Origin of the sequence: Micromonospora haikouensis, assembly GCF_900091595.1 — a bacterium.
GTDB lineage: Bacteria > Actinomycetota > Actinomycetes > Mycobacteriales > Micromonosporaceae > Micromonospora > Micromonospora haikouensis.
Genome location: NZ_FMCW01000001.1, coordinates 353,123 through 379,800, shown reverse-complemented (window position 1 = coordinate 379,800; position 26,678 = coordinate 353,123). Strand labels below are relative to the sequence as shown.

Here is a 26,678-nt window from a genome sequence, read left to right as displayed (position 1 = left end):
AGGGGCCCCTTGTTAACGCCTACGGTAGAGAGGGGTTCCCCTCTCACCACCCGAGGTGGGTGAACGCGGCCCACGACAGCGGTTGCGCCAACGACGCCCCGCCGCACGCCGCGGCCAACTCGGGGGGCATGCCGGCCGGTGGCCGCCGGTCCGGGTCGAGCATCCACAGCTGGGCCCGGCGCAGGGCGTCGGCCGGCGCGTTGCCCTGTCGCAGCAGGTGGTGCACCACGTACATGAGCAACGACGTGCCGTCGTCCGGCACCCGCCACAGCGACCCGAAGACCGTGTGCGCGCCGGCGGCCAGGAAGGCGGTGGCCAGGCTGAACGCCTCGTCGTGATCGCCACCGGCGACATTCGTGGTGCAGGCTGCCAGGAACACCCGGCCGAGGTCGAGCGCGGCCCGGCGCGACACTTCCAGCAGCTCCCGGGCCGGCAGCGGCCCGTCGGCCAGCACCAGGTGGGCGTCCGCCGGCAGGGCCGGCTCCACCCGGCCGTGACAGGCGAAGTGCAGCATCGAGGGACCCACCCCGGCGGTACGCAGCCACGACAGCACGTTCTCCCGGGTGGCCCGCCGCCCCGGGTCGGGATGCGCCGCCCCCAGATAGTCGCCGTCGGGGTAGAACCGCTCGAACACGGCGTGGGCCTCGACACCGGCGTACCGCAGGTCGCCGAGGGGATCCCCGACGACCAGGGCGGACCGGACGGGTCGGGACGGTCGCGTCGCCGTGGCACAGAGCATCCGGGCCGACGGCGTGTACGAGACCACCAGGTCGTGCATGGCGTACCGCCGGCCGGCCGCGGTCTGCTCGTACGCGGCGTGCCAGGGGACCAGCCCGAGCAGTCCCATCGGCACCAGCGCCACCCGGGCGGGCCGGCCGGGCCGCAGCGCCCGCAGGTCGTCGACGAGCCGGCCGAGCACCGCCCGCCACGCCCACCGGCACAGGTCGTCGATCCGGGTCGCGGCCACGTCGGCCCCGGTCTCGCCCACGTCGCCGCCGACCGGTCCCGCCACCCGTGGCCCGGTGCCGGTCGGGCCCAGGGCAGCCGACAGTAGCCGGCGCACCGGCGCGCCGGGTGCCACGGTCAGGTCGGGGAACTCCTGCGGGAGGATCTCACCGGTGGCGGGCACCAGGACCGCGAGCCCCGGCACCCCCGGGGCGGCCGGCACCAGGTAGACCAAAGCGTCGAGGTCCAGGGCGCGGAGTGCGGCCCGCACGTCGTCGGGCCTCAGTGGAGGCAGCAGGTCGTCGAGGAGGCCGGCGCCCTCCAGGGCGCGCAGCACCCGGGGACGCAGATCGTCCGGTACCTCGCTGGCGGCGACCACCGCGCCGAGCAGGTCCCCGGTGACCTGGTCGCGGCCCAGGCCGCCGGACTGTTCCCACTCCGCCGCCAGGTCGGTGCGGCCGGCCCGGCCCAACAGCTCCGGCACGGTGCGGCCGGCGGTGGAGGCCTGCAGGGTCAGGCTCCGGCCCGCGTCGAGGGCGGCGAGCAGGTCGTCGTCGGCCTCGTCCTGCAGGCACCACCGGACCACCCGGGTCGCGGCGTCGGCGGCCGACCGGGCTGCCTCCAGCGCCTGATCGGTGCCGGACTGGAGCAGGACGTCCCGGGCCTGGGCCCGCAGCCCGGCCAGCCCGAGCCGCCGTGTCGCCGCCCGGTCCGGGTCCCCGGACCGGCGCAGCGCCTCGGCGTGGTCGCCGACCAGCTCGGCCCAGAGCGATCCGGCGGAATCGGGGCCGGCGGCACGGGCCCGGTCGAGGTACCGGGCGGCACGGGCCGCGGCGGTGCGCTCTCGCAGCGCGGCGGCCCGCCAGAGCTCGGCCTTGGCGGCGATCGACAGCAGCACGAGCGACATCCGGTCCGCCGGCTCCAGCCGGTCGGCGACCCCCACCAGGTGGTCGGCCCAGCGCCGGAGCAGCCCGTGGTCCGCCCACCGGCGAGCCGCCATGACCTGCACCCCCGCGTTCATGACCACGGTCGCCACCCTCCGGGCGGAGAGCCGCCCGGCCGGCAGCGGCACCGGCGCCCCGGCGGGCGGCAGCGGGCCATGGGTGTTCATAGCGTAGAGGCTCCGGCCGGCGTCGAGCATCGGGTCGACGATCTGGCGGACCACGCGCGACGGACCGATCCGGTCGCGCAGCCCGTCGGCCCTGCGGATCGCCTCCCGCATGGCCGCGAAATCCCGTCGGGCACCGTGCCGGATGACGTGGAAGGCGACCTCGACGAGTTCGGACTCGGCGTCGGTCCGTGCGGCGTCCCCCTCCGCGGCGTCGGTCGACCCGTCCAGCCGGCCGGCACCGGCGCGGGAACTTCGCACGTCGCCGAGCCGGGCGCCCCGGGAGAGCAGCGCCAGCCTGGTCAGCCCTCGAAGGGCGGTGGGCTCGTCGAGGTGCCGGTCGTTGAGCGCGGCGGCGAACCTGGTGACCCCGAAGTCGGAGGCGGACTCGGCGCTGCTGCTCGCGGCGGCGTCGTCCAGAACGCCCTCGATGAGGTCCATCGCCCCGGTGAATCCCGGCGGCGGGTCGGCGGCGGCGGTCCTGGCGATCGCGAGCAACGACCGCAGGTGGGGCAGGTCGGCGTCGTCGAGCATGATGCCGATCACAGTGCACTCCGCGTAGAGGATCAGACCGGCCAGGGTGGCCCGCTCGGTCGGCGTGGCATCAATCGCGGCGTGCAACGCGTCGGTGGCCTCCTGCACGACTCGGCGCAACCGGCCCAGGCCCCGCGGCACCGAGCCCGGTTCGGCCGTCTCCTCGTGGGTCGTCGTCTCCCAGGCGACCATGAGCCGGGTCCGGTGCACGGCGAACAGGGCCTCCGCCGGCAGGCCGCCGCGCAGCGCCCGGTCCAGGCAGTCGCCCGCAGCCGCCAGACTGCCGGGCTCCCGGCCCCGCTGCCAGCGCAGCAGGTGGATCTCGCCCAGCCGCTGCCAGACCGGCCCGGCCTCGGCCGCCTCCGGCAGCGCGCCGACGAGCAGCTCGACGGCCTCCGCGAGACCGTCGGGGTCCTCGGTCAGCTCCGCGCGGCTGTGCAACAGCTCGGCCAGGGCCACCGCCGAGGCAGCGTCCGGGTCCTCCGCCCGCACCGTACGCCAGCAGTGGATCGCCGCCGCGACGTCCGCCGGGTCCTGGTCGAGGTCCCATCGGGTCGCGTACCCGTACGCCTGGCTGCGGTGCAGGCTGAGCCAGCCGGGTTGGCCCGGCCGCGCGGCCCTGATCCCCCGGTCGCCCACGGCGATGGCCAGGTCCAGGCAGGTGCGGTCCTCGTCCAGGCCGGTGAGCTCCAGGTATCCGGCGACCAGTTCGTCGGAGGCGACCGCGTAGCGGGGGGTCTCCGGAGGCAGGGCGGCCAGGGCGGCCGTGAGCTGCGCGACGCCCTCGTCGAGGTCCTGGCGTCGCCCACCGGCGTAGTCGTAGCGGGCCAGCCGGGCCAGGCCGCCGAGCATCCGGGCGTACCGGGCCCGGTGCGGGTCGGCGTCGCCGACGGTGACCTCGGCCATGGCCCGCTCCATGCGGTCCAGCTCGGCGTGGGCGGCCGGCGAGTCGGGTTCGAGGTCCAGGACCTGCCACTGGAACCGGTCCCAGACCTCGTCGAGCAACTCCACGGCCACGGCGTCCCGCTCGGGATCGTCCGACGGCCAGCCCCGGTAGGCGGCGGTCAGGTGGGCCACCGCTCGGTCCTGGCTCACGGCCGGCCCCTCGGGCCGCTCGGCGGAGCCGGCGAGCACCGCTGCCACCGCCCGCCGGGCGCGCTCACCGTGGGCCAGCCCCAGCCCGTAGTGCCAGCCGGCCGCGTCGGCGTGGTGCGGAGAGCCGTGCAGCGCCCGGGTCAGCTGCTCGATCGCGGTGGCCAGGTGCGCGTCGTCCGGGTCGTCGGCGTACCGCTGCAGGAACGCCTCGCCGATCAGCCCCGCCAGCCCGGCCGGATCCGCACCCGGCGGTGGGTTCTCCTGGTGCCGCAGCAGCAGGTCGATCCACTCGTCCGGCGGCGGCTGGTCCGGGTCGTGCGGGCCGGTCACGTCGCCACGGCCTGCCCGTCGTCGACACCGCCGGCGGGCACCGTGGCGCTGCCGGGCACCTCGGTCACGATCGGCAGGGTCAGCGTGAACCAGTCGCTCGCGGGGCCGTCGACGGCCCCGGCGTCGCGGTGCGCCGCCGCCAGACCCAGCCGACCGAGCAACCCGGTCACCCCGCGCGGCACCCGGCCCCGGCCCGACCCCGCCCCGGACAGGTCCGGCAGCTCGAACGCCGCCGAGCTGAACTCCTCCTCGGCGGCGAGCAGGATCAGCCAGTCGCGGGTGCGGGCACCCGGGGTGACCGGCTGGTCGTCGGGGAGCCGCAGCTCCACCGGGCGACCGTGCAGGGCGGCGGCGGCCCACCGCGGCGCGACGTGATCGCCGGGGAAAAGGCCGGTGTGCACCCGATGGCCCTCGGTGACGTTCAGCAGGACGAAGTAGAGCTGCCGGGAGCTGTGGTTGTGCAGCCGGACGAAGACCGTCGGCGCGACCCACCGGCCCCGGTCCCGGCGGTAGCGCAGATGGATCGCGCCGTCCGGGCCGGGCAGCAGCGCCGGCCGGTGCGCCGGGGCGGTCACCTCCGCCGCCCGGGCCTCGACGAGTTGCAGGGACACCGCGCCGGCCAGCCCGGACACCGGGTTCGTCAGCGCCCGGACCCGGCGCACCCGGGCCAGGTGTTCCACCGTGGCGACCAACCGCCGGGCCCCGTCGCCGGACACGTCGCTGGCGTCGGGACAGATCGGGGCGTCGTCCCGGTCCCGGATGCCCACCCGGCCCGGCTGGTCGGCTCGCAGCCGCAGCTGGGGCCCCTCTGCGGAGGCCGCACCGGGGACCGGTCGGACGTACGGCGACGGGCCGCCGGTGGGACCGGCCGTGCCCAGCGCCGCCAGCACCAGCTCGACCGTGGGGTGGTGGTCACCCTCGACGGCGACGGTGACCTGCGGGATCGGCACCCGGCTGAGCACCACCGGGTACTGCGTGTCCTCGTCCGGCTCCCAACCGATCGGGGCCACGACGCTGTGATTCGCCCCCACCCGCAGGATCCGCGCCTCGTTCTCCGTGCCGGCGACGGCCACGCGGCTGTCGTCGCCGTCGGCACCGGTCGACAGGCCGTGGCACGAGCCCGCGTCGATCCGCCACTCGTGGCGGGACCGGCGCAGCCACATCCCCGTGGCCGGTGGACGGACCCGGCCGCCGAGGAACGGCTGGTCGGCGATGCCCGGCGTGACCGGATCCAACTGCGGCACCTGCCGGGACGAGTACTGCTCCACCTCGCACCGGGCGGCGGTGAGCAGCTCCCGGTAGGTGGCCGCCGGGCCGAGCCGGCGCATCGCAGCGAGCAGCCCCCAACTGAACAGCCCGTGCCACCGGCCGTCGAGCCAGTCCTCGGTCGCCGTCTCGAACGACCGGCAGGCGGCGAGCGAGACGTACTCGACCGGCGGCCGGGCGGCGGCCCGCCGCAGCTGCGGCAGGAGCGCCTCCACCGCGGGCGCGGTGGGCAGGTCCGCGACGGACCGCTGCGGGTTGCGGGTGGCCCCGTGCGAGTGGCAGCTGTCCACCACCGCCACCACGTGGCAGCCGGTGGCGGCGACCGCGCCGAGCAGGAGCAGGAGTTCCTTGTCGTACAGGTCGGGGACGCCGCCGTGGCGGCTGTCGTGGCAGAGCAGCGTCTGCAGCTTCTCGCCCGGCTCGAGGTGCCACAACTCCGGCGGTACCGCCGCCCGGGAGCCGTGCCCGCTGAACCAGAACAGCGCGGTGTCGCCCGGCCCGGCCTGGCCGAGATGCGTACGCAGCCCGTCGACCACCGCCTCGCGGGTGGCCTGCTCGTGCAGCAGCACCTCGATCGCCGGGCCCCGCTGCGCCGGGACGCGTCCCCGGAGAAACTCCGCCGCCTGCGCCACGTCGTTGCCGCAGCCCTGCAACGGGGCGACCGCCCGGTACCGGTCGATGCCGACCAACAGCGCGAAGAGCCGCCCGTTCACCCGCCCTCCCCGTGGGGCACGTGCAGCCAGCCGTGCTCGACGAACCGCTTCTCCGGCAGGTCGATGGTGACCGGCGTGAACCGGTCCGGCAGCGGAGGCACCCGCGAGTGCCGGATGACGTCCTGGTAGAGCACGTCCGGCACGCCCAGGACGAAGTCGACCTGCGGATTGTCGGTCAGGGCGGCCCGCAGGGGCGGGCTGTCCAGGATGCGGTGCACCGCGATCGCCGCGTCACCGACCCACCCGCCGTCCGCCGGCTTCATCAGGCCGCGGTGCAACGCCACGCGCAGGCGCATCCGCTCCGCCTGGAGCAGGCCGTCGTTGGTGCGCCGCAGCGCCTCCGCGAGACCGCCGACGAGCCGGGGGATGACGGTCGACTCGTCGACGCCGACCGGCAACACGCAGAACTCACCGTCGCCCTGCGGTTGCACGGCCACCGCCGCCTCGTCGACGCCGGCCGCGCGGCGCGCCTCGGCCAACGCCCGGACCAGCCAGGACTGGGTGCGTTCGGCCAGATGGTTCAGACGACGGCTGTAACCCACCACATCGGCGGCCAGGCAGAGCCGGACCGCTGCGGCCGTGGGTTCGGCCCGGCCGGGCAGTTCCTCGTGGAACGGCACCGCTTCGCGCACGGTGGCCAGGCGAACGCCGCCCGGGTGTCGCCGCCCCGGCCGGACCTGGACCCGCACGCCGAGCCGGCCGGTGAGCACGGTGGTGGCGGCGGGCACCTCGATCAGGGCATGCATGCCGTAGGCCAGGGGCAGCCCGGTGCCCTCGTAGTTCCACCCGAAGCGGTGGCGCTGGGCACCGTACGACCAGGCGCGGGGCCTTCCCGGCCGGGGAGCCAGCCGGGTGAGCCAGCCGGGACGCGCACCGGCGGCGGTGGCCGCCCGGTCGGCGGCGACGGTGGCCGCCCGGGGCGGGTCGGCGTCGAAGGTCAACCCGAGGGCGCCGCCGTCGGCGTCGAGCCGAACGGCACGGACGGCCTCGTCGGTGAGGGTGACCTCGAACCGGACCGAGGTGTGCCGGCCACCGTCCGGCAGCGGGTCCAGGTCGAAGGCGAAGAGCACACCGTAGTACCGCTGCTCGGTGGCCTGCGCCCGGAGCCGCAGGGGGCCGGGCAGCTCGTCGGCCGGTACCGGGAAGACCAGGGGGCGGCCCAGGCTGACCGCACCCGGATCGACGCCGACGTCGGGTACGCCGTCGCGGGACCCGCCGGGGCACAGCGGCGCCCGCGCCAGTACGTCGGCCGGGCGCATCGGCGGGTCGATCAACACCGGGAGGCTCTCGTCCGGCGTCGCCCGCGCGTTTGCGCCCACGTGTTCTCCAGTGCAGTGAGCAAGTGATTCGCCCCCGTCTTCCCGCAGTTCTCGCCCCAACGGCAACATCGGTTGCCGCACCCGGGCGCGCGCATTCGGTCGCCCCGCCGACGGATACGCAAATGTTCGGTTCCCGCGCGGTGCCCGATCATCGCCGACGTTCCGGCCATCTCGGCCGCAGTGTCCGTCAATTGACACACCAACACATCGCAGTCGCATCGAATCACCCGTCTGTCGCCCCCCGTTGCCATGGTCGACCCGAGCACCCGAGGGAATCTCGGAATTTTCCGGGATCCCCCGGCCCGGCCCGTGCGACGCTCCACCGCAGAGCACGCGGTGAGGAGTGACATGAGGGTCCGGTCGACAGCGGTGACCGCGTCCGTCCGGTGGACACCGGCCGGACGCCCCACCACCGACGCATTGCGGCCGGGTCACCGGTACCGCAGACTTGCCGGGTCAGCCGGCGTCGATAGTGCCCGCGAGGTGGGAGTGGACGGTGCCAACGCGCGCCCGCGCGAATGGCCGCCGAACGGCTTCCTCGGGCGGCTACCCGAGGAGACCCGGCAGGTGCTGCTCGGTCGGGGCAGCCCCGTCCGGTTCGAGCCGGGCGAACGGCTCCTCACCGAGGGGGCCACGACCAGCCACGTCGTGCTGCTGACCGGCGGCCTGGTCAAGGTCACCAGCCTGGCGGAGACCTGCGAGGCGCTCCTGGCCGTCCGCACGGCCGGTGACATCGTGGGCGAGACGGCGGCCCTGGCCGAGCGTCCTCGCCGCATGGCCACGGTCACGGCCTGCGGCGTGGTCACCGGCCGGCTGCTCACCGCCGAGGCGTTCCGGCACATCCTCACCCGGCACCCCGAGGCCGCCCGCCTGGTCACCACCATCGTCGCCGAGCGGCTGCGCTGGGCCAACCGGCGGCGCACCGACTTCCTCGCGTACCCGGCGGAGGTGCGACTGGCCCGGGCACTGATCGAGATCGCCACCCGGTACGGCACGCGGGCCCGCGACGGCGGCGTCGACATAGGGCTCTCGCTCAGCCAGCCCGAACTCGCCACCCTGGTCGGTGTCGCACCGGCGACGGTCCACAAGGCGCTGCGGGCACTGCGCGAGGCGGGGGTGCTCCGCTGGAAATACCGCCAGATCACGATCGCCGATCCGACAGCCCTCGCCCGGGTGGCCCAGCACGCCGGGCCCACGACCGGCGACGAGCCCGCCACCTGACGGTCCTCCGACAGGAAACGAGTCGCCGGCCCGTATCCGATCGGCTGACTCTTCGACACATTCGGTCGACGCGACGTCCGGCCCCTGCCGGCAACCATCCACAGCAGCGGAATATCACCGCGCCAAATACCTCTGCGCCACGGGGCGCGAATTCACGTCATGCACACGGGACTCGGGTCGGCTCCTCACCGTCGACGATTCCGGGCTCGCGGATCAATACCGATGGGCATTCACCAGCGCATCGAAAGCGGGGGAGCCATGTCCGAACTGAGAGCGGTAGAGAACGTTCTGCGGCAGCAACGGCGCGACCTCGTCGCCATCAGCAACGCCGTCGGCGAGGTCGGCCTGCAGGTCAACGACATCGGGATCAGGCAGCGGATCACCCAGGACCAACTGGCGACGCTCCACAACGCCGTGCTTCGCCTCGAACAGCAGGCACAGCGCACCAAGAACCTGCACAGCGCCGAGGCCAGGGTCGGTCAGCTCAAGAACGACATCGAGCAGCAGTTCGGCCACCACAAGGTGGTCCGCCGCACGGCGGTCGGCATGCTCCGCGCCTTCGACCAGGGACTGGTCCGGGAGGAGACCGTTCGGGCGGTCAGCGAGGAGCTGCTGGTCCAGAACTCCCGCTACTGGCTGGCGCCCGTGCTGGTGACGCTGGCCGCCTGGGCCGGCGACGACCCGCAACTGTGCGTCCGCGCGGTGGAGGAGGCCTACCAGCACTCCCCCGAGCGGACCGCGTTGTTCATGGCGCTGGTGCTGCGCCGGCAGGATCGCGGGCCAGCGGCCGTGCGGTGGCTGCGGCACTACCTCGACGCCCAGGACCCGGCAGCCCTGGGCCGGGAGTTCCCGGTCATCCTGGAGGCCACCGCCCAGGGTGCGTTCGGCCCCGCCGGGCTGGCCCTGGTCCAGGAGCGGCTCGACGGGTGGCGTCGGCTCCTGCTCGACGACGAGGCGGTGATCTCCGCCCAGGTGCGGCGTTGGCGGGTCGAGTTGACCAGCCACGTCCGCGTCGACGGGCTGGACGAGGACTTCCCCAGGCTGGCCGAGGCGTCGCCGCAGTGGCCGCAGCTGCGGTTGATGCTGTCGCACGCCCAGGCGCACGGGTCGATCCTCGACCGGTACACCCCGGTGCTGGCCGCGGAGGCCACCCCGAGCAGCCGGATCGAGGACGCCGTGGACGAGCTGCTCGACCAACTGGTCACCGAGTACGACCGGGAGGAGCTGCCGTTGCGCCGGCAGCTGGCCGAGCAGGAGGCCATCGTCCAGGCCGACGGCGACCTCGCCGCGGCGGAGCAGGTCGCCCGCGCCCAGGTCGACGTCCTCGACGACACCCGCGACTACCTCAGCCTGCAGACCGACTGTGCCCTCGCCCCGCACACCCTGGCCGTCTCCGCACAGACCCAGCGGCTGGCGATGGCGGCCTGCCACGACTGGATCGGCGAGGCCCACGCGGGGTTCACCAACGACTATCGGATCGCCGCGCCGACGACCGTCGAGGTGGCCGTCGACCCGGGTGCGCTCAGCGGGGTGGCCGCGTTCCGGCCGCCCTCCTGGACGGGCTCCTTCGACCAGCCGATGGGCACCCTGGAACGCTCGCTCGACGCCCACTGGAACCGCTACGGCCGGCCCTTCGTCGACGGTCTCGCCTTCGACTGGGGCAAGAGCCTGATCGGGCCGCTGGTGGTGATCTTCGTCGTGCTGCTGATCGGGCTCGCCGTCGGTGGCGCGGGGATCGGCCTGCTCGCCACCGCCCTGACCGGCGGCGTCTGGGCGGTGGTCCTCAAGGGCCGGGCGGAGGCCGCCGCCGCCGAGCAGGAGCGGGTCCGGAGGCTCATCGACGACGCCCGGGACGAGGCACTGCGCGGCCTGCGGGCCGCCGGCATGGAACTCGAAGCCTGGCGGGACCGGTTCACCGCCGCCGACAGCGACGCGAGCCGGGTCACCGCCCTGATCGCCGACCTGGCCACGGCCGGCGGGCCGGGAGCACCGCACGAACGTCGCGCGGTGGGCCGGACCGACAAGGGGGAGTGAAATGATCGACCGTGACGACGCTCCGGAGCCCCGACCCTGGGCCCGGCCAGCGTCCCCGCCGCCCGCCACCGACCGCCGGCGGCAGGTCGTCGAGGAGCTGCCCGACTGGGAGCCGCTGCCGCCCGGCGAGATCCTCGTGCGCCGGCCGCACCGGGCCGACCCGTGACCAGCCACGGCGACGACCTGCAGACCTGGGTGACGTTCCTGCGCCGCTGGCGCACCGAGCAGTCGGCCACCCCCGGCGGGCTGCCGAAGCTGGTCGAGGCGGCCCTGCCCGCCGACGGTTGGGCCCGCTTCGTGGCCATGCTCACCGGCGCGCTGGACCAGCGGCTGAAGCTCTGGGCGGACGGACTGCTGGCAGCCATGGCCGCGGCCGGGGACGAGTTCGAGTGGGCGCGGGCCCTGGTGCAGGGCCGCCGGGGACTGGCGTCGATCCGGGCGGTGGCCGGCAGCCCCGGGCTGCCCGAGCCGCTCGGCCGACACCTGCTCGGCCTCGTCGACGCCCAGATCGAGCTGGTCCAGCGGGCGCTGGAGGACGGCGTCGAGCAGCTGCGTCGGCAGGGCGGTGACGGCCCGCTGGTGCACGCAAGGATGCGCACGGTACGGGAGAACCCGCTGACCGCGTCCACCGCCCCGGGTTCCGGCCCGGTCGACGAGTGGGCCACCGACCCCACCGGACCGGCTCGCCGCCGGATCATCGTCGCCGGCCCGGCGACCCCCGACTGAGGAAGCGATCATGTCCCGTTACCTGGAGGCCCGCAGGGACCTCGACAGTTACGTCGCCGCCCGGGTGCCGCTCATCAGCGTGCGGACCGTCGAGCCGCTGCGCGCCGTCCGGCTGCTGCGGGAGGTTGCCGGCAGCGCACGCCGCGCCGGCCTGCCGTTCTGGCTGCACACCAGGGCGGCCGGGCTGCGGGACCTACGCACCAACGCCCAGGTGCAGGAGGAGCGTTCGCTGGTGGCCGCGATGGACTTCGCCGCCGCCCAACTGTCCCGGCGGGCCCAGGCGACGATCGTCTTCGTCGAACCCGACGATCTGACGGCCGACTCCCCGGCCACCCGGCACATCGCGGAACTCGCGCGGCTCGCCGACGCCCGCTCCGGCAGCATCGTCCTGGTCACCGACACGCCGCTGTGGAGTGGCCTGCAACGTCTCGGGATGAGCATCGTCCTGGACCTGCCCGACGCCCCTGAGATGTACGGCATCGTCACCGACTTCCTCAAGGAGCAGCAGGGCGCGGTCACCATCGACTGGACCGACGCCGACGCCCGGCGTGCCGCCGAGTTCCTGGTCGGGGTTCCCGAGGGCACCGCGATCAACGTGCTGGCCACGATGGCCGCCAGCGGACACCTGCGCCGCGACGACGTGGCCCGGATGGCGGAGTTCAAGGACAAGCACTTCGGCGATCTCGCCGGCCTGGAACGGGTGCACGTCGACTCGGCCGACGGTGAACTCGGTGGGCTGACCAGCCTGCGGGCCTGGCTACGTCGCAAGCACCAGGTGATGCTCGCCGACCTGAGCGAGACCCGGCTGCGTCCGCCGCGCGGGGTGCTGCTGGTCGGCGTGCCCGGCTGCGGGAAGTCCCGCTGCGCCAAGGCCGTCGCGGCCCAGTGGCGGATGCCGCTGTACCGGCTCGACTTCGCGACCATCCTCGGCATGTACGTCGGACAGTCCGAGACCCGGCTGCGGGAGGCGCTGGAGATGGCCGACCGGACGGCTCCCTGCGTGCTCTGGATCGACGAGATCGAGAAGGGGCTCGCCGGCCAGTACGACTCCACCGGGGTGAGCCGGCGTCTGGTCGGGCAGTTCCTGTACTGGTTGCAGGAATCCCGGTCCCGGGTCTTCGTCGTGGCCACCTCCAACGACGTGCGCTCGTTGCCGCCGGAGCTGCTCCGCAAGGGCCGCTTCGACGAGCTCTTCTTCGTCGACCTGCCCGACGACACCGACCGGGCGGAGATCATCCGGCTCTACTACCGGCGCTACCTCGACACCGAACCGGACGGCGACCTGCTCCCCCGGCTGGTCGTCCTCTCCGACGGGTTCGCCGGCTCCGACATCGAGTCGGCCATGAACGAGGTGGGCACCGAGATGCTGCTGCGGGGCGACCGGTCCTGCCCGCCGACCGAGTTCGTCGTCGACACCTTCGTCAACACCATCCCGCTGAGCCGCACCCAGCCGGAACAGATCGCGGAGATCCGCAGCTGGGGTCGGGACCGGGCGGTGCCGGCCGGCGCCCCGGTCACGGCCGCCGCGTCCGACGGCGAGCCCCGCCGGCGGGTGCTGGTGCCGGGCGACGCGTGATCGGGGGGCGAGGATGAGCGACGAGCGGCAGGGCGCGGAGAGGCCGATCTGGAACCTGCGGGAGCTGGTCGGCGACCTGGCCGATCAGATCCCGCAGCCGCCGCCCGGCGGCACCCGCCCAGAAGGACCGGCCCCCGCCTCCGCGGCCACCAACGCGGCGATCCGGGCCACGAGCGCCGGACCGCCCGCCCGCACCGCCCCCGCCGAGCGGGACGAGCCCTCGGAGCGGGACGAGCCGCTGGACCCGGCGGCCTTCGGGGGTCTGCCGGTGGTGCCGGTCGACCCGGCCACCGCACCGGAGCCCGTTCCCTGGCGTCCCCTCGAACCGCCGACCGGCGACCCGCAGCGGCCGGCGGGTGCCGCGCTCCGGAAGGCGGCCGGGCTGGTCCTGGTCGTCCTGCTGCTCCTCGTCGGCACGGCCTACGGGGCGTACCGGATGGACCCGGGTGCCGCCGACGGAAGCACCTACGACGGGCCCGGGCCGTCTCCCGACCCGTACAGCGCGCCCGTCGCGCCGGGCGGCGACCCGCCCCCGTCGGCCGAAGGCTCCCCCGACACCGGCACCCCGACCACGACCCCGGCTCCCGAGGACCCCGAGGCGGCGGCCCTGACGGAGCTGAGCCGGCTCCACGAGCAGGATCTGCCCACCATCAGCCTCGATGGCCGGTACGTCGCCCAGCTCGCCTCGAAGAGCGTGGGCATCGTCGACCCCGAGCAGCGGGCGGCGAACGGCTCGCACACCTTCTACGCCAGCGACATCCTCGCCGAGCACCAGCAGCTCCGCACGGAATTCGGCGGTGAGGCCCGGGTGATCCTCCTGCTCAGCACCGACTACGGTCGGCAACAACTGTACGAGGGGAAGCCCCTCTGGCTCACCTTCGCCGTCGTGCCGGCCGACTCGAAGGACGGGGTCGACGCCTGGTGCCGGGCACAGTTCCCTCAGCTGGACGGGGCGGAGTTGCCGAACCGCTGCGTGCCCCGGCGGCTGCGCCCGCCGGGCACCTGATCGCCGCTGGCGGGGAGGGGACCCTTGGTGACGCGTCCGGTATCTCGCGCCGTCCGGCGGGGCCTCAGCGTCCGGCGGGTGCGCGCTCCTTCGACGGGGGCAGGTCGCCGGGGCCGCGGACCAGGTACAGGCCCACGAGCAGGAGGTAGGCGACCAGGCTGAGCACCGGGTCGACGAAGACCACCGCGAAGGCGACCAGGTAGAGCAGCGGCCCGAGCAGGAACCGGCGGGCCACCGCCCGGGCCAGCCGGGGGTCCAGGTCCGGGTGCAGCAGGTTGCGCCGCCGCGCCCACCACCAGCTCAGGTTGAAGAAGAGCGCCTCGCCGAGCACCGTGGCGACGTAGAGGGCGGCGGTGAGCCGCTGGTCGCCGACCGGGCCGCGCAGGTTGTCCGAGAGCAGGTTCGCGGCGAACGGGATGGCCGCGACGAAGAGCAGCAGGAGCAGGTTCAGCACCAGCAGCAGCTGGTCGACGCGGACCACGTACCGCCACATGTTGTGGTGGGTGAGCCACACCTGGCCGACGATCGCGAAGGTGATCACGTACGCCAGGTACGACGGCCACTCGTGGAACAGCGCGCCCGCCAGGTCCGGCCCGGTGGGATTCTGCGGTGCGAACTGGAGCAGCTCGACCGCCATCAGGGTCAGCACGATGGCGATCACGGCGTCGCTGAACGCCTCCACCCGGGAGGCGTCGCGGGCCATCTCGCTGCGCCGCCCGTACCGGTAGCCGGCCGCCTCGTCCGCCCCACCGGTCACGACGCCAACCCGCCGGTCACGACCCCGCCCCGCCCGTCACGACTCCATGGTCACCTGCGGGCGGGGCGGAACGGGAAGGAACGGGGCAGAAGGGGCGGAACGCCGGGTCAGGGCGTCGGGGCGGACGCGTCCGCGCGGTGCGCCCGGACCTTGTGCCCGACGCTGGTCAGGCAGCGCCCGCTGGGCAGGTCGAACTTCCAGCCGTGCAGCTGGCAGGTGAGCTGGTCGCCCTCGACGATGCCGAACCGGGTCAGGTCCGCCTTCAGGTGCGGGCAGCGGCGCTGCACCACCCAGTCGCCGAGGGTGATGTCCTCGGCGTCGCTGGTGCGCTCGTGCTCGTCGTACCAGCCCTCGGCGTACTGGAGGCGCTCGGTGGACAGGCACTTGAAGAAGGCGTACACGAACTCGTTGTACTGGCCGATCCGGGCCGCCGAGAACCGGCAGGACAGGAAGAGCGAGTTGACCCAGTCGACCTCGCCGATGTACAGCAGGTGCTCCACGAGGGCCCGCTCGGTGCGGAACCGGTAGCGGACCTTCTCGTCGGCGTACGGCCGCACCTCCTTGCCGGGGAAGTCCACCACGATCGACTCGACGCTCTCGCCGTCGTAGTCGACCAGGTCGAAGCGGACCGGGCCGCCGACGCCCTTGGCCAGGTAGATCGACTCCTCCAGCAGCGGCTCGATGCGGCGCTTCATGCCGGCCAGCACGTCGACCTCGGGGTGCCGCCAGGACGCCTTCTCGGCCTCGATGACGCCGCGCTTGCGCTCCCGCATCTCCTCCAGGTGGGCGGCCTTGTTCGCGAAGAACTCCTCGACCGGCTGCGGGTGGGTGGTGGTCGCCCCCGAGGTGGTCACCTCGGCGACGCTGCCCGGCAGCAGCACGATGCCGTTGGTGCCGCCGACCTTCGCGTACTCGGCGAGGAAGACCGACTGGTCGGGGAAGATGTTGCCCTCGTCGCCGTGGATGTCGTTGAACTGCCACAGGTCGTCGTCGAGGAAGCACGGCGGGCCGGCGATCGGGAAGACGTGGTCGGCCTTCAGGTCGGCGATGTAGCGCCAGGTGCGGTCGAACTGCCGCTCCCGCTTCTGCTTGCCGAACGCGGTCTTCGCCGACTGCGGCAGCTCGTAGACCATCGGATACCAGATCGCCCCGGAGAACTGGAGCAGATGCGCGTGCACGTGACCCAGCTCGGCGAAGACGCTCAGGTCGGTCGGCCGGGCGTCGTTCTGGTTGAGCAGCCGCACCCCGTCGTACTCCACCCACAGCGAGGAGTCGCCGATCGGGCCGTCGGTCGGGCTGGTGAGCGCCTGGATCATGATCCGCAGGCCGCCGTCGAGCTCCACGACCTGCTCGTTCGGGGCCCGCAGGAACTTCGTGAAGCCCAGCGCCCGCAGCTCGTCCTCCATCTCGGAGGTGGGGAACTCGGGCAGCAGGACGGTGGCGTCCTTGGAGACGAAGTCGCGCAGGTGCGCGGCGTCGAAGTGGTCCCGGTGCAGGTGCGACACGTACAGGTAGTCGACGTCGCCGAGGGTCTCCCAGTCGAGCTGGGAGTTGTCGGGAAACGGGAACCACGAGGCGAAGTAGGCGGGATTGACCCACGGGTCGCACAGGATGCTGCCCGCGGCCGTGTCGATCCGCATGCTGGCGTGTCCCGTACCGGTCACTCGCACCGCAGTCCCCCTCAAAAAGACAATCAAGGTGTACGTCCCGACGCTACCGGAGGCAGTCTGGTCGCCGGCCCGCGACGCCGGTAGTGCCCTCCGGCCCGGGTCCTCCGGCCTCCGGCCGGTCCACTGGGCGCCGGTGGCCGGCACGGGGGCACCGGCGGCGGGTGCGGGGCCGGCGGAAACCCCCACCGCACGAGGTCAGCCACGGGGCGTGCCAGACTAACCGGAGATCCGATCGCGAGGGAAGGACCGACAGTGGCAGGAAGCGAGCCGGTGACGTCGCCAGATCAGCACAAGCCTGGGCACCGTAAGGCCGGGCGGATCGGCGCGGTGGTCTCCGCGCTGGCGCTGCTGGCCATGCTGTGCGGCAACCACGAGGGCAGGGTCGAGGACATCTGGCTGGTGGGCCTGGCCGTGCTGCTGCTGGCCATCGTCGTCGGCGACACGGTGCTGCGCCGCAACGGCCTGCGGTCCTGACCCCGGCCGGACCGGCACCGCACGAAGGGCCCACCCCGGTCGGGGCGGGCCCTTCGTCGTGTACGCGTGCTGCGGCGCGGGCAGGTCTGCCGCACCCACCGGGCGGTCAGCGGCCGAAGAGGATGTCCTGGACGTCCTTGAGCGCGGCGTCGACCTCGGCCTCGAAGTAGCCGCCCGGCACCAGGCCGAAGCGCAGGGTGTCCAGGTCCTTCGGGTTGACCGGCATCGGGCCCCGGCCGGCCATGCCGCCGAGGATGCCCTCGAAGAGCCGGTCGACCTGGTCCGGGTCGTACCCGCTGCCGAACCGGCGCACCTGGAAGCTGCGGCGGATCTGGTCCACCCGGTGCAGGTCGCTGCCGGGCGGACCGGCCATCGGCGGGCCGCCGGCCGGGGGGCCCCCGACGGGCGGGCCACCCACCGGGGGGCCACCCACGGGCGGGCCGGCCATCGGCGGCGGGCCCCCGATCGGCTGCGGCGGCATGGGCGGGGGGCCGGCGGGGCCACGGCCGCGCAGCTCGCGAAGGTCCCGCTCGGGCATCCGGATCTCGGCGGTCATGTCGGCCCGCCCGTGCCGCCCCGCCTCGAAGCCGTCGAAGCGCTGCTCGTCCGGGCCGTAGCCGCCGGGGCCGGGGGGCAGGCCCCGGGGCGGCGGACCGCCGTGCCCCATGCCGGGGCCGGGGCCGGGGCCCATCGGGCCACCCGGACCCATCGGGCCACCACCCGGGCCACCTGGACCGCGAGGTGCGTCGTAGCCGCCGCGCGGCCCGTCGTACCCGCCGGAGAAGCCGCCGGTCGGCTCGTCGTACCCGCCGGAGAAACCGCCGGTCGGCTCGTCGTACCGGCCGTAGCGGTCACCGGGCGGACCGGCCTGCGCCGGCATCGGCCGGGGCGGCATGGGCTGCGGCATCGGCGCGGACCCCCGGTCGTCACGCATGGTGAGCGGTCCACGGTCGTCGCGCATCGGGACGGGCCCCCGGTCGTCGCGCATCGGGACGGGCCCTCGGTCGTCACGCAACGGCGGGCCCATCCGGTCCGGCGGGCCCATCCGGTCGGGCAGCCGGGGGTCTGCGCCGCGACCGGGCGAGCCGCCGCGCTCCTCCAACTCGGCCAGCTGCCGCTCGACGCGGTCGAGGTGCAGGTCGACCTGCCACTCGTCGTAGCCGTTGAAGCGGACCCGGAAGACGACGTCGTGGACCTCCTGGGAGGCCACGGGCGCGCCGACGGGCCGGCCGTCGAGCGTCGCCTCGACCCGGTCCAGGAAGGCGTCCACCTCGTCGACCTTGTATCCCCGGCGGAGCGCTTTACGCCGGAAACGCTGACCCTGACTCGCCACTATGTCTCCTGGTCTCGTTCGGTACGCCCCGTCACGCCGTTGCCTCCTGCGGCGTCTCGGTGTCCCTGTCCCCGGCGGCGGCGAGCTGCCCGCACGCGCCGTCGATCTCGCGCCCCCGGGTGTCCCGCACCGTCGTCGAGACCCCGGCGGCGCGCAGACGCCGGACGAACTCCCGCTCGACGGGCTTCGGGCTCGCGTCCCACCGACTGCCCGGGGTCGGGTTGAGCGGGATGAGGTTGACGTGCGCCAACCTGCCGGCCAGCAGCTGGCCGAGGAGGTCGGCCCGCCACGGCTGGTCGTTCACGTTTTTGATCATCGCGTATTCGATCGACACCCGACGCCCCGTGCGGGCCGCGTAGTCCCACGCCGTGTCCAGCACCTCGGCGACCTTCCACCGCTGGTTGACCGGCACGAGTTCGTCGCGCAGCTCATCATCGGGCGCATGCAGGGACAACGCAAGAGTCACCGACAGGTCTTCGCTGGCCAGCCGGCGGATCGCCGGGACCAGGCCGACCGTGGAGACGGTGATGTGCCGCTGGGACAGGCCGAGCCCCTCGGGGGCGGGGGCGACCAGCCGGCGGATCGCCGCGACGACGCGCGAGTAGTTGGCCAGCGGCTCGCCCATGCCCATGAACACGACGTGGGACAGCCGGGGCGGGGAGCCGGCGACCGCGCCGGAGGCGGCCACGCCGGCCAGGTAGACCGCCTGGTCGACGATCTCGGCCGTCGACAGGTTGCGGGTCAGCCCGGCCTGGCCGGTGGCGCAGAACGGGCAGGCCATGCCGCAGCCCGCCTGGCTGGAGATGCAGACGGTGACGCGGTCCGGATATCCCATCAGCACGCTCTCCACCAGCGAGCCGTCGTGCAGCCGCCAGAGCGCCTTGCGGGTGGCGCCGTCGTCGCAGGCGAGCTCGCGGACCGGGGTGAGCAGGGTGGGCAGCAGCTCGGCGGCCAGCCTGTCCCGGGTGGCCGCGGGCAGGTCGGTCATCGACGCGGGGTCGCGGACCAGACGGCCGAAGTAGTGGGTGGACATCTGCTTCGCGCGGAACGCCGGCTCGCCCAGCTCGGCCACCAGGGCCTGCCGGGCCGGCAGGTCGAGGTCGGCGAGGTGACGGGGCGGCATGGCCGCGCGGCGTGCGGCGGGGGCGTCCGAGGTGACAGGGATCAGGGGAAGGCTCGTCATGACCCGTCCAGTCTCCCACGCCGTTCGCCCGACGCACCTGGCCGGAGGTGCCGAATCGGACCCGACCACGCGGCCGGAACGGGCTGACCGGCGTGATTCATGCCTCAGCCCACCACCGGGACGAAAACCGCCAGCAACAGGTACGCGGTGGGCACCGCGAACAGGATCGAGTCGAGGCGGTCCATCAGGCCGCCGTGGCCGGGCAGCAGGTTGCTCATGTCCTTCACGCCGAGATCCCGCTTGATCATGGACTCGGCCAGGTCGCCGAGGACCGCCGCGCAGGACACGGCCACGCCGAACAGGGCGCCCCACCAGGGGGCCACGTCGAACAGCAGCCAGATCAGCAGGGCGCTGCCCGCCGCCGCCGCGGTGACCGAGCCGGCGAAGCCCTCCCAGGACTTCTTCGGGCTGATCGAGGGGGCCATCGGATGCTTGCCGAGGTTGGCCCCCGCCGCGTACCCGCCGGTGTCGGAGAGCACCACCGCGACCAGGGTGACCAGCACGCGCAGGTGGCCGTCGCCGGGCGCGGCGGCGAGCATCGCCGCGAAGCCGCCGAGGAACGGCACGTACACGGCGATGAGGGTGGCCGCCGTCAGGTCGCGCTGGTAGTCACCCGGCCCGTCGCCCAGCCGCCAGATCATCGTGCCGAGCACGGTGACCAGCAGGCCGAGGCAGAGTGCGTCGGGGCCGGCGAACCAGGCCAGGCCGACCGTGAGCACGCCGCCGGCGATCAGCGGCACCAGCGGCGGGTGGGCCCCGCTGCGGCGGACCGCCCGGGCCATCTCCCAGATGCCGATCGCGATCGCGGCGGCGAGCACGAGGAGGAAGGCGGGCAGGTAGAAGAAGAGCGGCAGCAGGACGGCCGCGCCGAGGCCGACGCCCACCCCGATCGCCGCCGGCAGGTTGCGGCCGGCGCGGCCGGGCGAGGGCTGCTGGGTGGGCGGCCGCTCGGCGCTCGCCCGTCGCCGGCCGGGCCCGCGCCGCCCCCGGGGCGGCTCCGGCTCGGCACCGCCGCCGGGCGGGTACGCCGGGCCGGTCGACTCGTCGGGCGGGTACGCCGCACCGGCCGGCGGGCCGCCGGGGAGGGGCCCGCCGGGGCGCTCGGGAGAGGGCCTTCCACCCATCCCCGGGGCACCGGGCCAGCCCGGTCGGTCGACGGGGTCACCGGGCCGCGGCGGCTCGTCGGGCACCGGGCGGGCGCCGTACGGGTCGGTGGCGTCCGCGTCGAACGGCTCCGGCCGCCCCGCCGGGCGGCGCGTCTCGGGCCGGCCACCCGGGGCGACGGGGGCGTACGCGTCGGTGGTGGCGCTGCGGGCCCACTGCCCCGGCTCCAGATCACGGTCGGGCCAGGGGAGCGCCGCCGGGGCGTCCGGCCGGTCCCAGTTGCGGGGCTCGGGGCTGCGGTAGGGGTCGAGGTGGGACATCACGCACCGAACGGACGCGGTACGGGGCTCACCACATGACGTACGACCAAGACCATCCCCTACGACGACTGTTCCGTCCGATTGACCGGCGCGACGGCCGGGCGATCCCGCCCGTTCACCGCGTGGTGGCCGGAATCGTGCCGAGCCTACTGCACGGGTCGCCCCGGCAGGGTGGACGAGCCCTCCGTGCCGCCACCGGCGGTGCGCCCCGGGTTCGCCCGGTTTCGGCCCGTGACGACGAGGGGCGATTCGGCCCGTGACGACGCAGGCACCGGCGCCGCCGCCCGACGACGGCGGCACGCCGGTGCCACGGCAGGTCACGCGCGACGGCCCCGGGGGCCGTCGCGGCTCAGACCTCGAGCAGCTCGCTCTCCTTGTGCTTGACCAGCTCGTCGACGGTGGCGACGAACTTCTGGGTCAGGTCGTCGAGGTCCTTCTCGGCGCGCCGGCCCTCGTCCTCGCCGACCTCGCCGTCCTTGACCAGCCGGTCCAGCTCCTCCTTGCCCTTGCGGCGGATGTTGCGCACCGCCACCTTGGCCTCCTCGCCCTTGTGCCGGGCCACCTTGATCATCTCGCGGCGGCGCTCCTCGGTCATCTGCGGCAGCAGGATGCGCAGCTGGTTGCCCTCGTTGTTCGGGTTCACGCCGAGGTCCGAGTCGCGGATCGCCCGCTCCATGGCGCCGATCTGCGAGTTGTCGTACGGCTTGATGATGACCATGCGCGGCTCGGGGACCCCGATGGACGCCATCTGGGGCAGCGGCGTGGGGGTGCCGTAGTAGTCGATGATGACCTTGGAGAACATGGCGGCGTTGGCGCGACCGGTGCGGATGGCGCCGAACTCCTCCTTGGCGTGCTCGATGGCCCGCTCCATCTTCTCCTCGGCCTCGAGGAGGGTGTCGTCGATCACCGGTCTCCTCGCCTCCTTCTTTGTGCTCGTCGTGGGCTGTGCTGTGGTGTCGCAGGGCCGTCTCGCGCGGCCCGCGGCCGCTCAGGCGGTGATCAGGGTGCCGATCTTGTCGCCACCCACCGCACGGATGATCGTGTCGTCGCCCTGCGCGCCGAAGACCAGCATCGGCAGGCCGTTCTCCATGCAGAGGCTGAACGCGGCGGCGTCGGCGACCCGCAGGTTGCGGCGGAGCACCTCGGAGAAGGTGATCGAGTCGAGCTTGCTGGCGGTCGGGTCGATCCGGGGGTCGGCGGTGTAGACGCCGTCCACGCCGTTCTTGCTCATCAGCACCACGTCGGCCCGGATCTCCAGGGCCCGCTGGGCGGCCACCGTGTCGGTGGAGAAGTACGGCATGCCCGCGCCCGCCCCGAAGATGACCACCCGGCCCTTCTCCAGGTGCCGGATCGCGCGCAGCGGGATGTAGGGCTCGGCGACCTGGGCCATCGTGATGGCGCTCTGCACCCGGGTCTCGATGCCCTCCTTCTCCAGGAAGTCCTGCAGGGCCAGGCAGTTCATCACGGTGCCCAGCATGCCCATGTAGTCGGCGCGGGCGCGGTCCATGCCCCGCTTCTGCAGCTCCGCGCCGCGGAAGAAGTTGCCGCCGCCGACCACCACGGAGACCTGCACGCCGCGGCGGACCACGGTGGCGATCTGCCGCGCGATGGCCTGGACGACGTCGGGGTCGACGCCGATCGCACCGCCGCCGAAGACCTCGCCGGACAGCTTCAGCACCACCCGGCGGGCCCGGCCGGGCGGTGGGGCGGTCGGATCATCCGCCCCCAGGCTCCGGTCACTTACAACCTGCGTCATCCGCCCCGCCCTTCCCCGGCCGCACCCCACGTGCCCCGGTTACCGCGTACCTGCCGTCGCTGACCCTACGCCGCCCGTTCGGCGACACGGGCCAGGCATGGGACGAGGAGGCCGCGGTGCCTGTCACGTACACCAGCGGCCTCCTCGTCGATGTTCCCTGCCCCCGGGCGCGCGTCACGCGCCCGACCGGCGGCTCAGGCCTGGCCGACCTCGAACCGCAGGAAGCGGGTCACCTCGATGCCGGCCTCGGCCAGCACCTGCTTCACGGTCTTCTTGTTGTCGGCGACCGACGCCTGCTCGATCAGGACGTAGTCCTTGAAGAAGGCGTTGACCCGGCCCTCGACGATCTTCGGCAGCGCCGCCGCGGGCTTGTTCTCCTCGAGGGCGGTCTGCTCGGCGATGCGCCGCTCGGACTCGACGACGTCGGCCGGCACCTCGTCACGGGTGAGGTACTTCGGCCGCATCGCGGCGATCTGCATGGCGACAGCGCGGGCGTCGGCGTCCCCGGCCTCGTCGGTCTTGCCGGCGTACTCCACCAGCACGCCGACCGCCGGCGGCAGGTCCTGGCTCTTGCGGTGCAGGTAGACCGCGACGGTGCCGTCCAGCTTGGCGAAGCGGTTGAGCACCAGCTTCTCGCCGATCTTGGCGGACTGCTCCTGGATCAGGTCGGCGACCGGCTTGCCGTCGATGCTGCTGGCGAGCAGCTCCTCGGCGGAGGTCGCGCCGCTGGCCTCGCCGTGCTCGACGAGCTGCTGGGCCAGCGCGATGAAGGCGTCGTTCTTGGCGACGAAGTCGGTCTCGCAGTTGAGCTCCAGCAGCGCCTTGCCCGAGTGGGCGACGAGGCCGTTGGCGGCCGTGCGGCCGGCCCGCTTGCCGACGTCCTTCGCGCCCTTGACGCGCAGGATCTCGATGGCCTTGTCGAAGTCGCCCTCGGCCTCGGTCAGCGCCTTCTTGGAGTCCATCATGCCGGCGCCGGTGAGGTCGCGGAGCTTCTTGACGTCCGCGGCGGTGAAGTTGGACATGACTCTCTCTTCGGTGTTGGGACTCGGTGGGTTGGTCTGGGGGCCGGGTGGGTCGAGCCGGGGCCGGTCACCCGGATCCGGGCCGGGTGTGCCCGGCGTACCCGCCGCGCCCCGCCGCCCGGGGAAACGGACGGCGGGGGCGCGGCGGCGCGGTCACTCCGCGGCGGCGGCCGCCGGCTGCTCGGCCGGCTGCTCGGCGGCGGGCTGCGCCGGCTGCTCGTCGGCCTTCTTCGGCTCCTCGAGCAGCTCGCGCTCCCACTCGGCCAGCGGCTCGTCGGCGCCGACCTGGCCCGGCTCCGGCTTCTCGTCGCCGCCCCGGCGACGGCCGGAGCGGGCGATGAGGCCGTCGGCGACGGCGGCGGCCACGACCCGGGTCAGCAGCTCGGCCGAGCGGATCGCGTCGTCGTTGCCCGGGATCGGGAAGTCGACCTCGTCGGGGTCGCAGTTGGTGTCGAGCACCGCGATCACCGGGATGCCCAGCTTGCGAGCCTCGTCGACGGCGATGTGCTCCTTCTTGGTGTCGACGATCCAGACCGCGGCCGGGAGCTTCTGCATGTCCCGCAGACCACCGAGGGTCTTGGTGAGCTTGATCTTCTCGCGGGAGAGCTGAAGGGTCTCCTTCTTGGTGTAACCGGCGGCGGTGCCGCTCAGGTCACCCAGCGCCTCCAGCTCCTTCATCCGCTGGAGCCGCTTGTACACCGTCTGGAAGTTGGTCAGCATGCCGCCGAGCCAGCGGTGGTTGACGTACGGCTGGCCGACCCGGGTCGCCTGCTCGGAGATGGCCTCCTGGGCCTGCTTCTTGGTGCCCACGAAGAGGATGCTGCCGCCCTCGGCCACCGTGTTGCGCACGAACTCGTACGCCTTCTCGATGTAGTCGAGGGTCTGACGCAGGTCGATGATGTAGATACCGTTGCGCTCGGTGAAGATGAAGCGCTTCATCTTCGGGTTCCAGCGGCGGGTCTGGTGCCCGAAGTGGACACCGCTCTCCAGCAGCTGACGCATGGTCACGACGGCCATGGTGGGGTACTCCTTGTGATCCCTGGTTACGCCGCCCGGCCGGCGGCCGGGCGTCCTGGCGCCCGGTCGCCGGCCGTGGTGGGCCCGATCATGATCGGGACCAGGGAGGCCGCCGCCCCACGAGACGTGGAGAGGGCGCGCGAGGTCGACCGCGCGAGGCGGTCGCCAAGCGCCCAGTGTACGCCCCTGCCCGGCCCGCCGGTCAGCGGGCGGCGAGGGCGGCGGCTCAGCGGGCGGCGAGCGCGGCGGCTCAGCGGGCGGCAAGCGCGGCGGCGAGGAACAGCACCAGGCCCACCGTCAGGTACGCCGTCGGCGGGCGGAGCCAGCCCCGGCCGCCGTCGGTGAGCGCGAGACCGCCCGTGCGCAGCCCGTAGAGCCCGATGCCGAAGATCGGCAGCCCGCCGACCAGGAAGGTGCCCACCACGACGTCGGCCGCCGACAGCGGGTCACCGAGCAGGCCGTGGCGCAGCACCCGCAGGGCCGGGACCTCGAAGACCACCACCAGCACCGCGATCAGCACGGCGAGCGCCGGGCGGCGGGTGCGGTAGACGCCGTCGGAGGGCGCCGGGCCGGGGCGCCGCAGCCCGTCCGGGGCGTACGCCGGGTCCAGGCCGGGCGGCGGCAGGTCCGGACGGGGCGCCACCGGGGGCATGGGCCCGGTCGGCAGGTCCAGCGGATGCGGCGGCTCGGCGGGGCGGCCCGGCTCGGCGGCGCGCGCCGGCTCCGCCGCGCTGGCGGCGACCGCGGCCCGGTCGAGCGGGCCCCACTCCCCCGCGCCCCGGTCCGCCGGCCCGTCCGGGCGGCCGGGCTCGGCGTAGCGGCCCGACTCGCCGGTGCGCCCCGGCTCGATGATCGGGTATCCGCCGAGCGGCTCCGGCCCGCGCCCCACCGGGTCGACGCCGAGCGGGTCCGCGTCGAGCGGGGCGTCCCGGGGACCCGCCTCGCGCGGCGGACCGGACAGCAGCGCGCCCTCGCGCGCCGGGCCGGGCAGCGACCGGTCCTCGCGCGCCGGAGCGGACAGAGCCCGGTCCTCGGGCGTCAGGCCGGGCAGCGACCGGTCGTCGCGCGCCGGGCCGGACGGGGAGCGGTCGTCGTGCCCCGGGGCGGAGACCGGCGTGGGGCGCTGGCCGATGGTCAGCGGGAACTCCACGGCCCGCTGGGCGGGCGGCAGCGGGAACTCGACGGAGTGCTGAGCGGCCGGCAGCGCCGCGTCGGCGGACGGGGCCGGTTCGGCGGCCCGCGCCGCCCGGCGCGCCTCCCGCTCGGCGGCGAGTTCGTCCATCGACACCCCGAACGAGCCCGTGTCGGACCGGCGGGACCGCGCGGGACGGTAACTGTCCGTGTCGGGATCGGTGGCCCCGAACGCGTCGTCCGCGCCGTGCCGCCCGGTCTCGCCGTACCGGCCTACGGGCGGGTCGGTCAACTCGTCGTAACGCCGCTCGCCCGTGTCGCCGCGCTGGTCAGGGACGCGGAACTCGTCCGCTCGATAGCGGTCGTCGCCCGCCGGACGCCAGTCCGACTCGCCGTACCCGCGCTCGCCGGGGTACCAACGCGACTCCTGATCTTCGGGAAAGCTCCGTCGTGCGTTCACGATCGGCACCGTATGTGACAGGCGCACCCCCGCGCCATCCGGACGGACGGCGCGTCGGCGGCGACAAACCGCAGGAGTACGCGGAAACGGACACCGCCCGGCCGTCCGCACATAGCACAGCAAGGGCATGATCGTCCGTTCGTCCACAACCGCCTCCGTCGTCCACAGGCGTACGGCGGAGGCGGCCCCGGTTCGGCATGGTGCGCCCATGACGAAGCGGAACCAGGCCGTCGGCGCGTACGGGGAACGATGCGCCGTCCGGCACCTGATCGGAGCCGGGCTGCGCCCGGTCGCCCGCAACTGGCGCTGCCCCGCCGGTGAGATCGACATCATCGCCTGGGACGGCCCCGTGCTCGCGTTCTGCGAGGTGAAGACCCGACGCACCACCCACTACGGGACGCCGGCCGAGGCGGTCGTGCCGGCGAAGGCTCGCCGCCTGCGGGGGCTGGCGGCCCGCTGGCTCGCCGAGACCGGCACCACGGCCGGCGAGGTGCGCTTCGACGTCCTCTCCGTCGAGCTGCCCGACGCCGGCGCGGCCCGGGTCGAGCACCTCAAGGGCGCGTTCTGATGGGCGGCCG

General features: G+C 74.2%; 21 protein-coding genes. 8 read left to right on the top strand and 13 right to left on the bottom strand.

The genetic code is table 11. The features are described from left to right. Nucleotides 1–43: 43 nt before the first annotated feature. The 3 genes from GA0070558_RS01600 to GA0070558_RS01590 are packed head-to-tail and all read right to left on the bottom strand — an operon-like array spanning nt 44 to nt 7,310. A complete protein-coding gene (locus tag GA0070558_RS01600) occupies nt 44–4,012 on the bottom strand; it encodes a CHAT domain-containing protein (protein WP_091274665.1) in 3,969 nt (1,322 codons plus the stop codon). Then, nucleotides 4,009–5,991 (bottom strand): caspase family protein, encoded by a 1,983-nt coding sequence (locus GA0070558_RS01595; RefSeq protein ID WP_091274662.1) that lies wholly within the window; start codon nt 5,989–5,991, stop codon nt 4,009–4,011. Before GA0070558_RS01595 ends, GA0070558_RS01600 begins: the two co-directional genes overlap by 4 nt. Beyond that, complete coding sequence (locus tag GA0070558_RS01590; protein ID WP_141722151.1) at nt 5,988–7,310, bottom strand: hypothetical protein; 1,323 nt, start codon at nt 7,308–7,310, stop codon at nt 5,988–5,990. The genes GA0070558_RS01595 and GA0070558_RS01590 overlap by 4 nt, the downstream gene beginning before the upstream one ends. 483 nt (nt 7,311–7,793) lie before the next feature. On the opposite strand from GA0070558_RS01590, the gene GA0070558_RS01585 reads away from it, so the two are divergent. The 6 genes from GA0070558_RS01585 (at nt 7,794) to GA0070558_RS01565 (ending at nt 13,873) form a co-directional block, all read left to right on the top strand. Beyond that, nucleotides 7,794–8,531, top strand: coding sequence for a Crp/Fnr family transcriptional regulator (locus GA0070558_RS01585; RefSeq protein WP_218106943.1), 738 nt, complete (start codon nt 7,794–7,796; stop codon nt 8,529–8,531). A gap of 258 nt (nt 8,532–8,789) precedes the next feature. Next, nucleotides 8,790–10,565, top strand: coding sequence for a hypothetical protein (locus tag GA0070558_RS01580; RefSeq protein ID WP_091274656.1), 1,776 nt, complete (start codon nt 8,790–8,792; stop codon nt 10,563–10,565). 1 nt (nt 10,566) lies between these two features. Continuing rightward, nucleotides 10,567–10,731, top strand: coding sequence for a hypothetical protein (locus GA0070558_RS33225; protein ID WP_176734055.1), 165 nt, complete (start codon nt 10,567–10,569; stop codon nt 10,729–10,731). After that, the gene (locus GA0070558_RS01575) at nt 10,728–11,291 is read left to right on the top strand and encodes a hypothetical protein (RefSeq protein ID WP_091274653.1); all 564 of its coding nucleotides are present in this window, start codon (nt 10,728–10,730) and stop codon (nt 11,289–11,291) included. The genes GA0070558_RS33225 and GA0070558_RS01575 overlap by 4 nt, the downstream gene beginning before the upstream one ends. A gap of 10 nt (nt 11,292–11,301) precedes the next feature. Further along, entirely contained in the window at nt 11,302–12,867 is a 1,566-nt protein-coding gene (locus tag GA0070558_RS01570) for an AAA family ATPase (protein ID WP_091274650.1), read from the top strand. A gap of 13 nt (nt 12,868–12,880) precedes the next feature. Further along, nucleotides 12,881–13,873 (top strand): hypothetical protein, encoded by a 993-nt coding sequence (locus GA0070558_RS01565; protein ID WP_091274645.1) that lies wholly within the window; start codon nt 12,881–12,883, stop codon nt 13,871–13,873. 64 nt (nt 13,874–13,937) lie between these two features. Here GA0070558_RS01565 and GA0070558_RS01560 read toward each other — a convergent pair whose 3' ends face one another. Both GA0070558_RS01560 and GA0070558_RS01555 read right to left on the bottom strand, forming a co-directional pair. Continuing rightward, nucleotides 13,938–14,576, bottom strand: a complete 639-nt coding sequence (locus GA0070558_RS01560; RefSeq protein ID WP_077936662.1) for a TMEM175 family protein — start codon at nt 14,574–14,576, stop codon at nt 13,938–13,940. Nucleotides 14,577–14,737: 161 nt separating this feature from the next. After that, nucleotides 14,738–16,300, bottom strand: a complete 1,563-nt coding sequence (locus tag GA0070558_RS01555) for a Rieske 2Fe-2S domain-containing protein (RefSeq protein WP_077936649.1) — start codon at nt 16,298–16,300, stop codon at nt 14,738–14,740. A gap of 252 nt (nt 16,301–16,552) precedes the next feature. Between GA0070558_RS01555 and GA0070558_RS01550 the strand changes: the two genes are divergently transcribed. After that, on the top strand, nt 16,553–16,774 hold the full coding sequence (locus GA0070558_RS01550) for a DUF2631 domain-containing protein (protein WP_096761598.1): 222 nt from the start codon (nt 16,553–16,555) through the stop codon (nt 16,772–16,774). A gap of 106 nt (nt 16,775–16,880) precedes the next feature. Here the strand turns inward: GA0070558_RS01550 and GA0070558_RS01545 are convergent, their stop codons facing one another. The 8 genes from GA0070558_RS01545 to GA0070558_RS34025 all read right to left on the bottom strand — a co-directional run bounded on the left by GA0070558_RS01545 (nt 16,881) and on the right by GA0070558_RS34025 (nt 26,100). Then, nucleotides 16,881–18,107, bottom strand: a complete 1,227-nt coding sequence (locus tag GA0070558_RS01545; protein WP_091274641.1) for a DivIVA domain-containing protein — start codon at nt 18,105–18,107, stop codon at nt 16,881–16,883. Nucleotides 18,108–18,138: 31 nt separating this feature from the next. Next, nucleotides 18,139–19,290, bottom strand: a complete 1,152-nt coding sequence (rlmN, locus tag GA0070558_RS01540) for a dual-specificity RNA methyltransferase RlmN (protein ID WP_091274637.1) — start codon at nt 19,288–19,290, stop codon at nt 18,139–18,141. Between the two features lie 104 nt (nt 19,291–19,394). Beyond that, the gene (locus GA0070558_RS01535) at nt 19,395–20,714 is read right to left on the bottom strand and encodes a phosphatidate cytidylyltransferase (protein ID WP_091274632.1); all 1,320 of its coding nucleotides are present in this window, start codon (nt 20,712–20,714) and stop codon (nt 19,395–19,397) included. Nucleotides 20,715–21,063: 349 nt separating this feature from the next. Beyond that, a complete protein-coding gene (frr, locus tag GA0070558_RS01530; RefSeq protein ID WP_043962359.1) occupies nt 21,064–21,621 on the bottom strand; it encodes a ribosome recycling factor in 558 nt (185 codons plus the stop codon). 81 nt (nt 21,622–21,702) lie between these two features. Beyond that, nucleotides 21,703–22,470: a UMP kinase gene (gene pyrH, locus GA0070558_RS01525; RefSeq protein WP_077936645.1), complete on the bottom strand. Its 768-nt coding sequence runs from the start codon at nt 22,468–22,470 to the stop codon at nt 21,703–21,705. Between the two features lie 194 nt (nt 22,471–22,664). Beyond that, entirely contained in the window at nt 22,665–23,492 is an 828-nt protein-coding gene (gene tsf, locus GA0070558_RS01520) for a translation elongation factor Ts (RefSeq protein ID WP_077936644.1), read from the bottom strand. A 153-nt stretch (nt 23,493–23,645) separates the two neighbouring features. After that, nucleotides 23,646–24,509, bottom strand: a complete 864-nt coding sequence (gene rpsB / locus GA0070558_RS01515) for a 30S ribosomal protein S2 (protein ID WP_077936643.1) — start codon at nt 24,507–24,509, stop codon at nt 23,646–23,648. Nucleotides 24,510–24,759: 250 nt separating this feature from the next. Next, on the bottom strand, nt 24,760–26,100 hold the full coding sequence (locus GA0070558_RS34025; protein WP_256091692.1) for a hypothetical protein: 1,341 nt from the start codon (nt 26,098–26,100) through the stop codon (nt 24,760–24,762). Between the two features lie 208 nt (nt 26,101–26,308). Here GA0070558_RS34025 and GA0070558_RS01505 point away from each other — a divergent pair, with 208 nt between their 5' ends. Continuing rightward, nucleotides 26,309–26,668 carry a YraN family protein gene (locus GA0070558_RS01505; RefSeq protein ID WP_043962354.1) on the top strand — a complete coding sequence of 120 codons (360 nt, stop codon included), beginning with the start codon at nt 26,309–26,311 and terminating at the stop codon, nt 26,666–26,668. The last annotated feature ends 10 nt before the right edge of the window (nt 26,669–26,678 follow it).

Excerpts from the sequence above, each read along its gene's own strand:
- rpsB (WP_077936643.1), bottom strand. The coding sequence starts at position 24,509 with ATGGCCGTCGTGACCATGCGTCAGCTGCTGGAGAGCGGTGTCCACTTC.
- GA0070558_RS01570 (WP_091274650.1), top strand. The coding sequence starts at position 11,302 with ATGTCCCGTTACCTGGAGGCCCGCAGGGACCTCGACAGTTACGTCGCC.
- rlmN (WP_091274637.1), bottom strand. The coding sequence starts at position 19,290 with ATGACGAGCCTTCCCCTGATCCCTGTCACCTCGGACGCCCCCGCCGCA.
- GA0070558_RS01535 (WP_091274632.1), bottom strand. The coding sequence starts at position 20,714 with ATGTCCCACCTCGACCCCTACCGCAGCCCCGAGCCCCGCAACTGGGAC.
- GA0070558_RS01560 (WP_077936662.1), bottom strand. The coding sequence starts at position 14,576 with ATGGCCCGCGACGCCTCCCGGGTGGAGGCGTTCAGCGACGCCGTGATC.
- tsf (WP_077936644.1), bottom strand. The coding sequence starts at position 23,492 with ATGTCCAACTTCACCGCCGCGGACGTCAAGAAGCTCCGCGACCTCACC.
- GA0070558_RS01580 (WP_091274656.1), top strand. The coding sequence starts at position 8,790 with ATGTCCGAACTGAGAGCGGTAGAGAACGTTCTGCGGCAGCAACGGCGC.
- pyrH (WP_077936645.1), bottom strand. The coding sequence starts at position 22,470 with ATGACGCAGGTTGTAAGTGACCGGAGCCTGGGGGCGGATGATCCGACC.
- GA0070558_RS01565 (WP_091274645.1), top strand. The coding sequence starts at position 12,881 with ATGAGCGACGAGCGGCAGGGCGCGGAGAGGCCGATCTGGAACCTGCGG.
- GA0070558_RS01505 (WP_043962354.1), top strand. The coding sequence starts at position 26,309 with ATGACGAAGCGGAACCAGGCCGTCGGCGCGTACGGGGAACGATGCGCC.
- GA0070558_RS33225 (WP_176734055.1), top strand. The coding sequence starts at position 10,567 with ATGATCGACCGTGACGACGCTCCGGAGCCCCGACCCTGGGCCCGGCCA.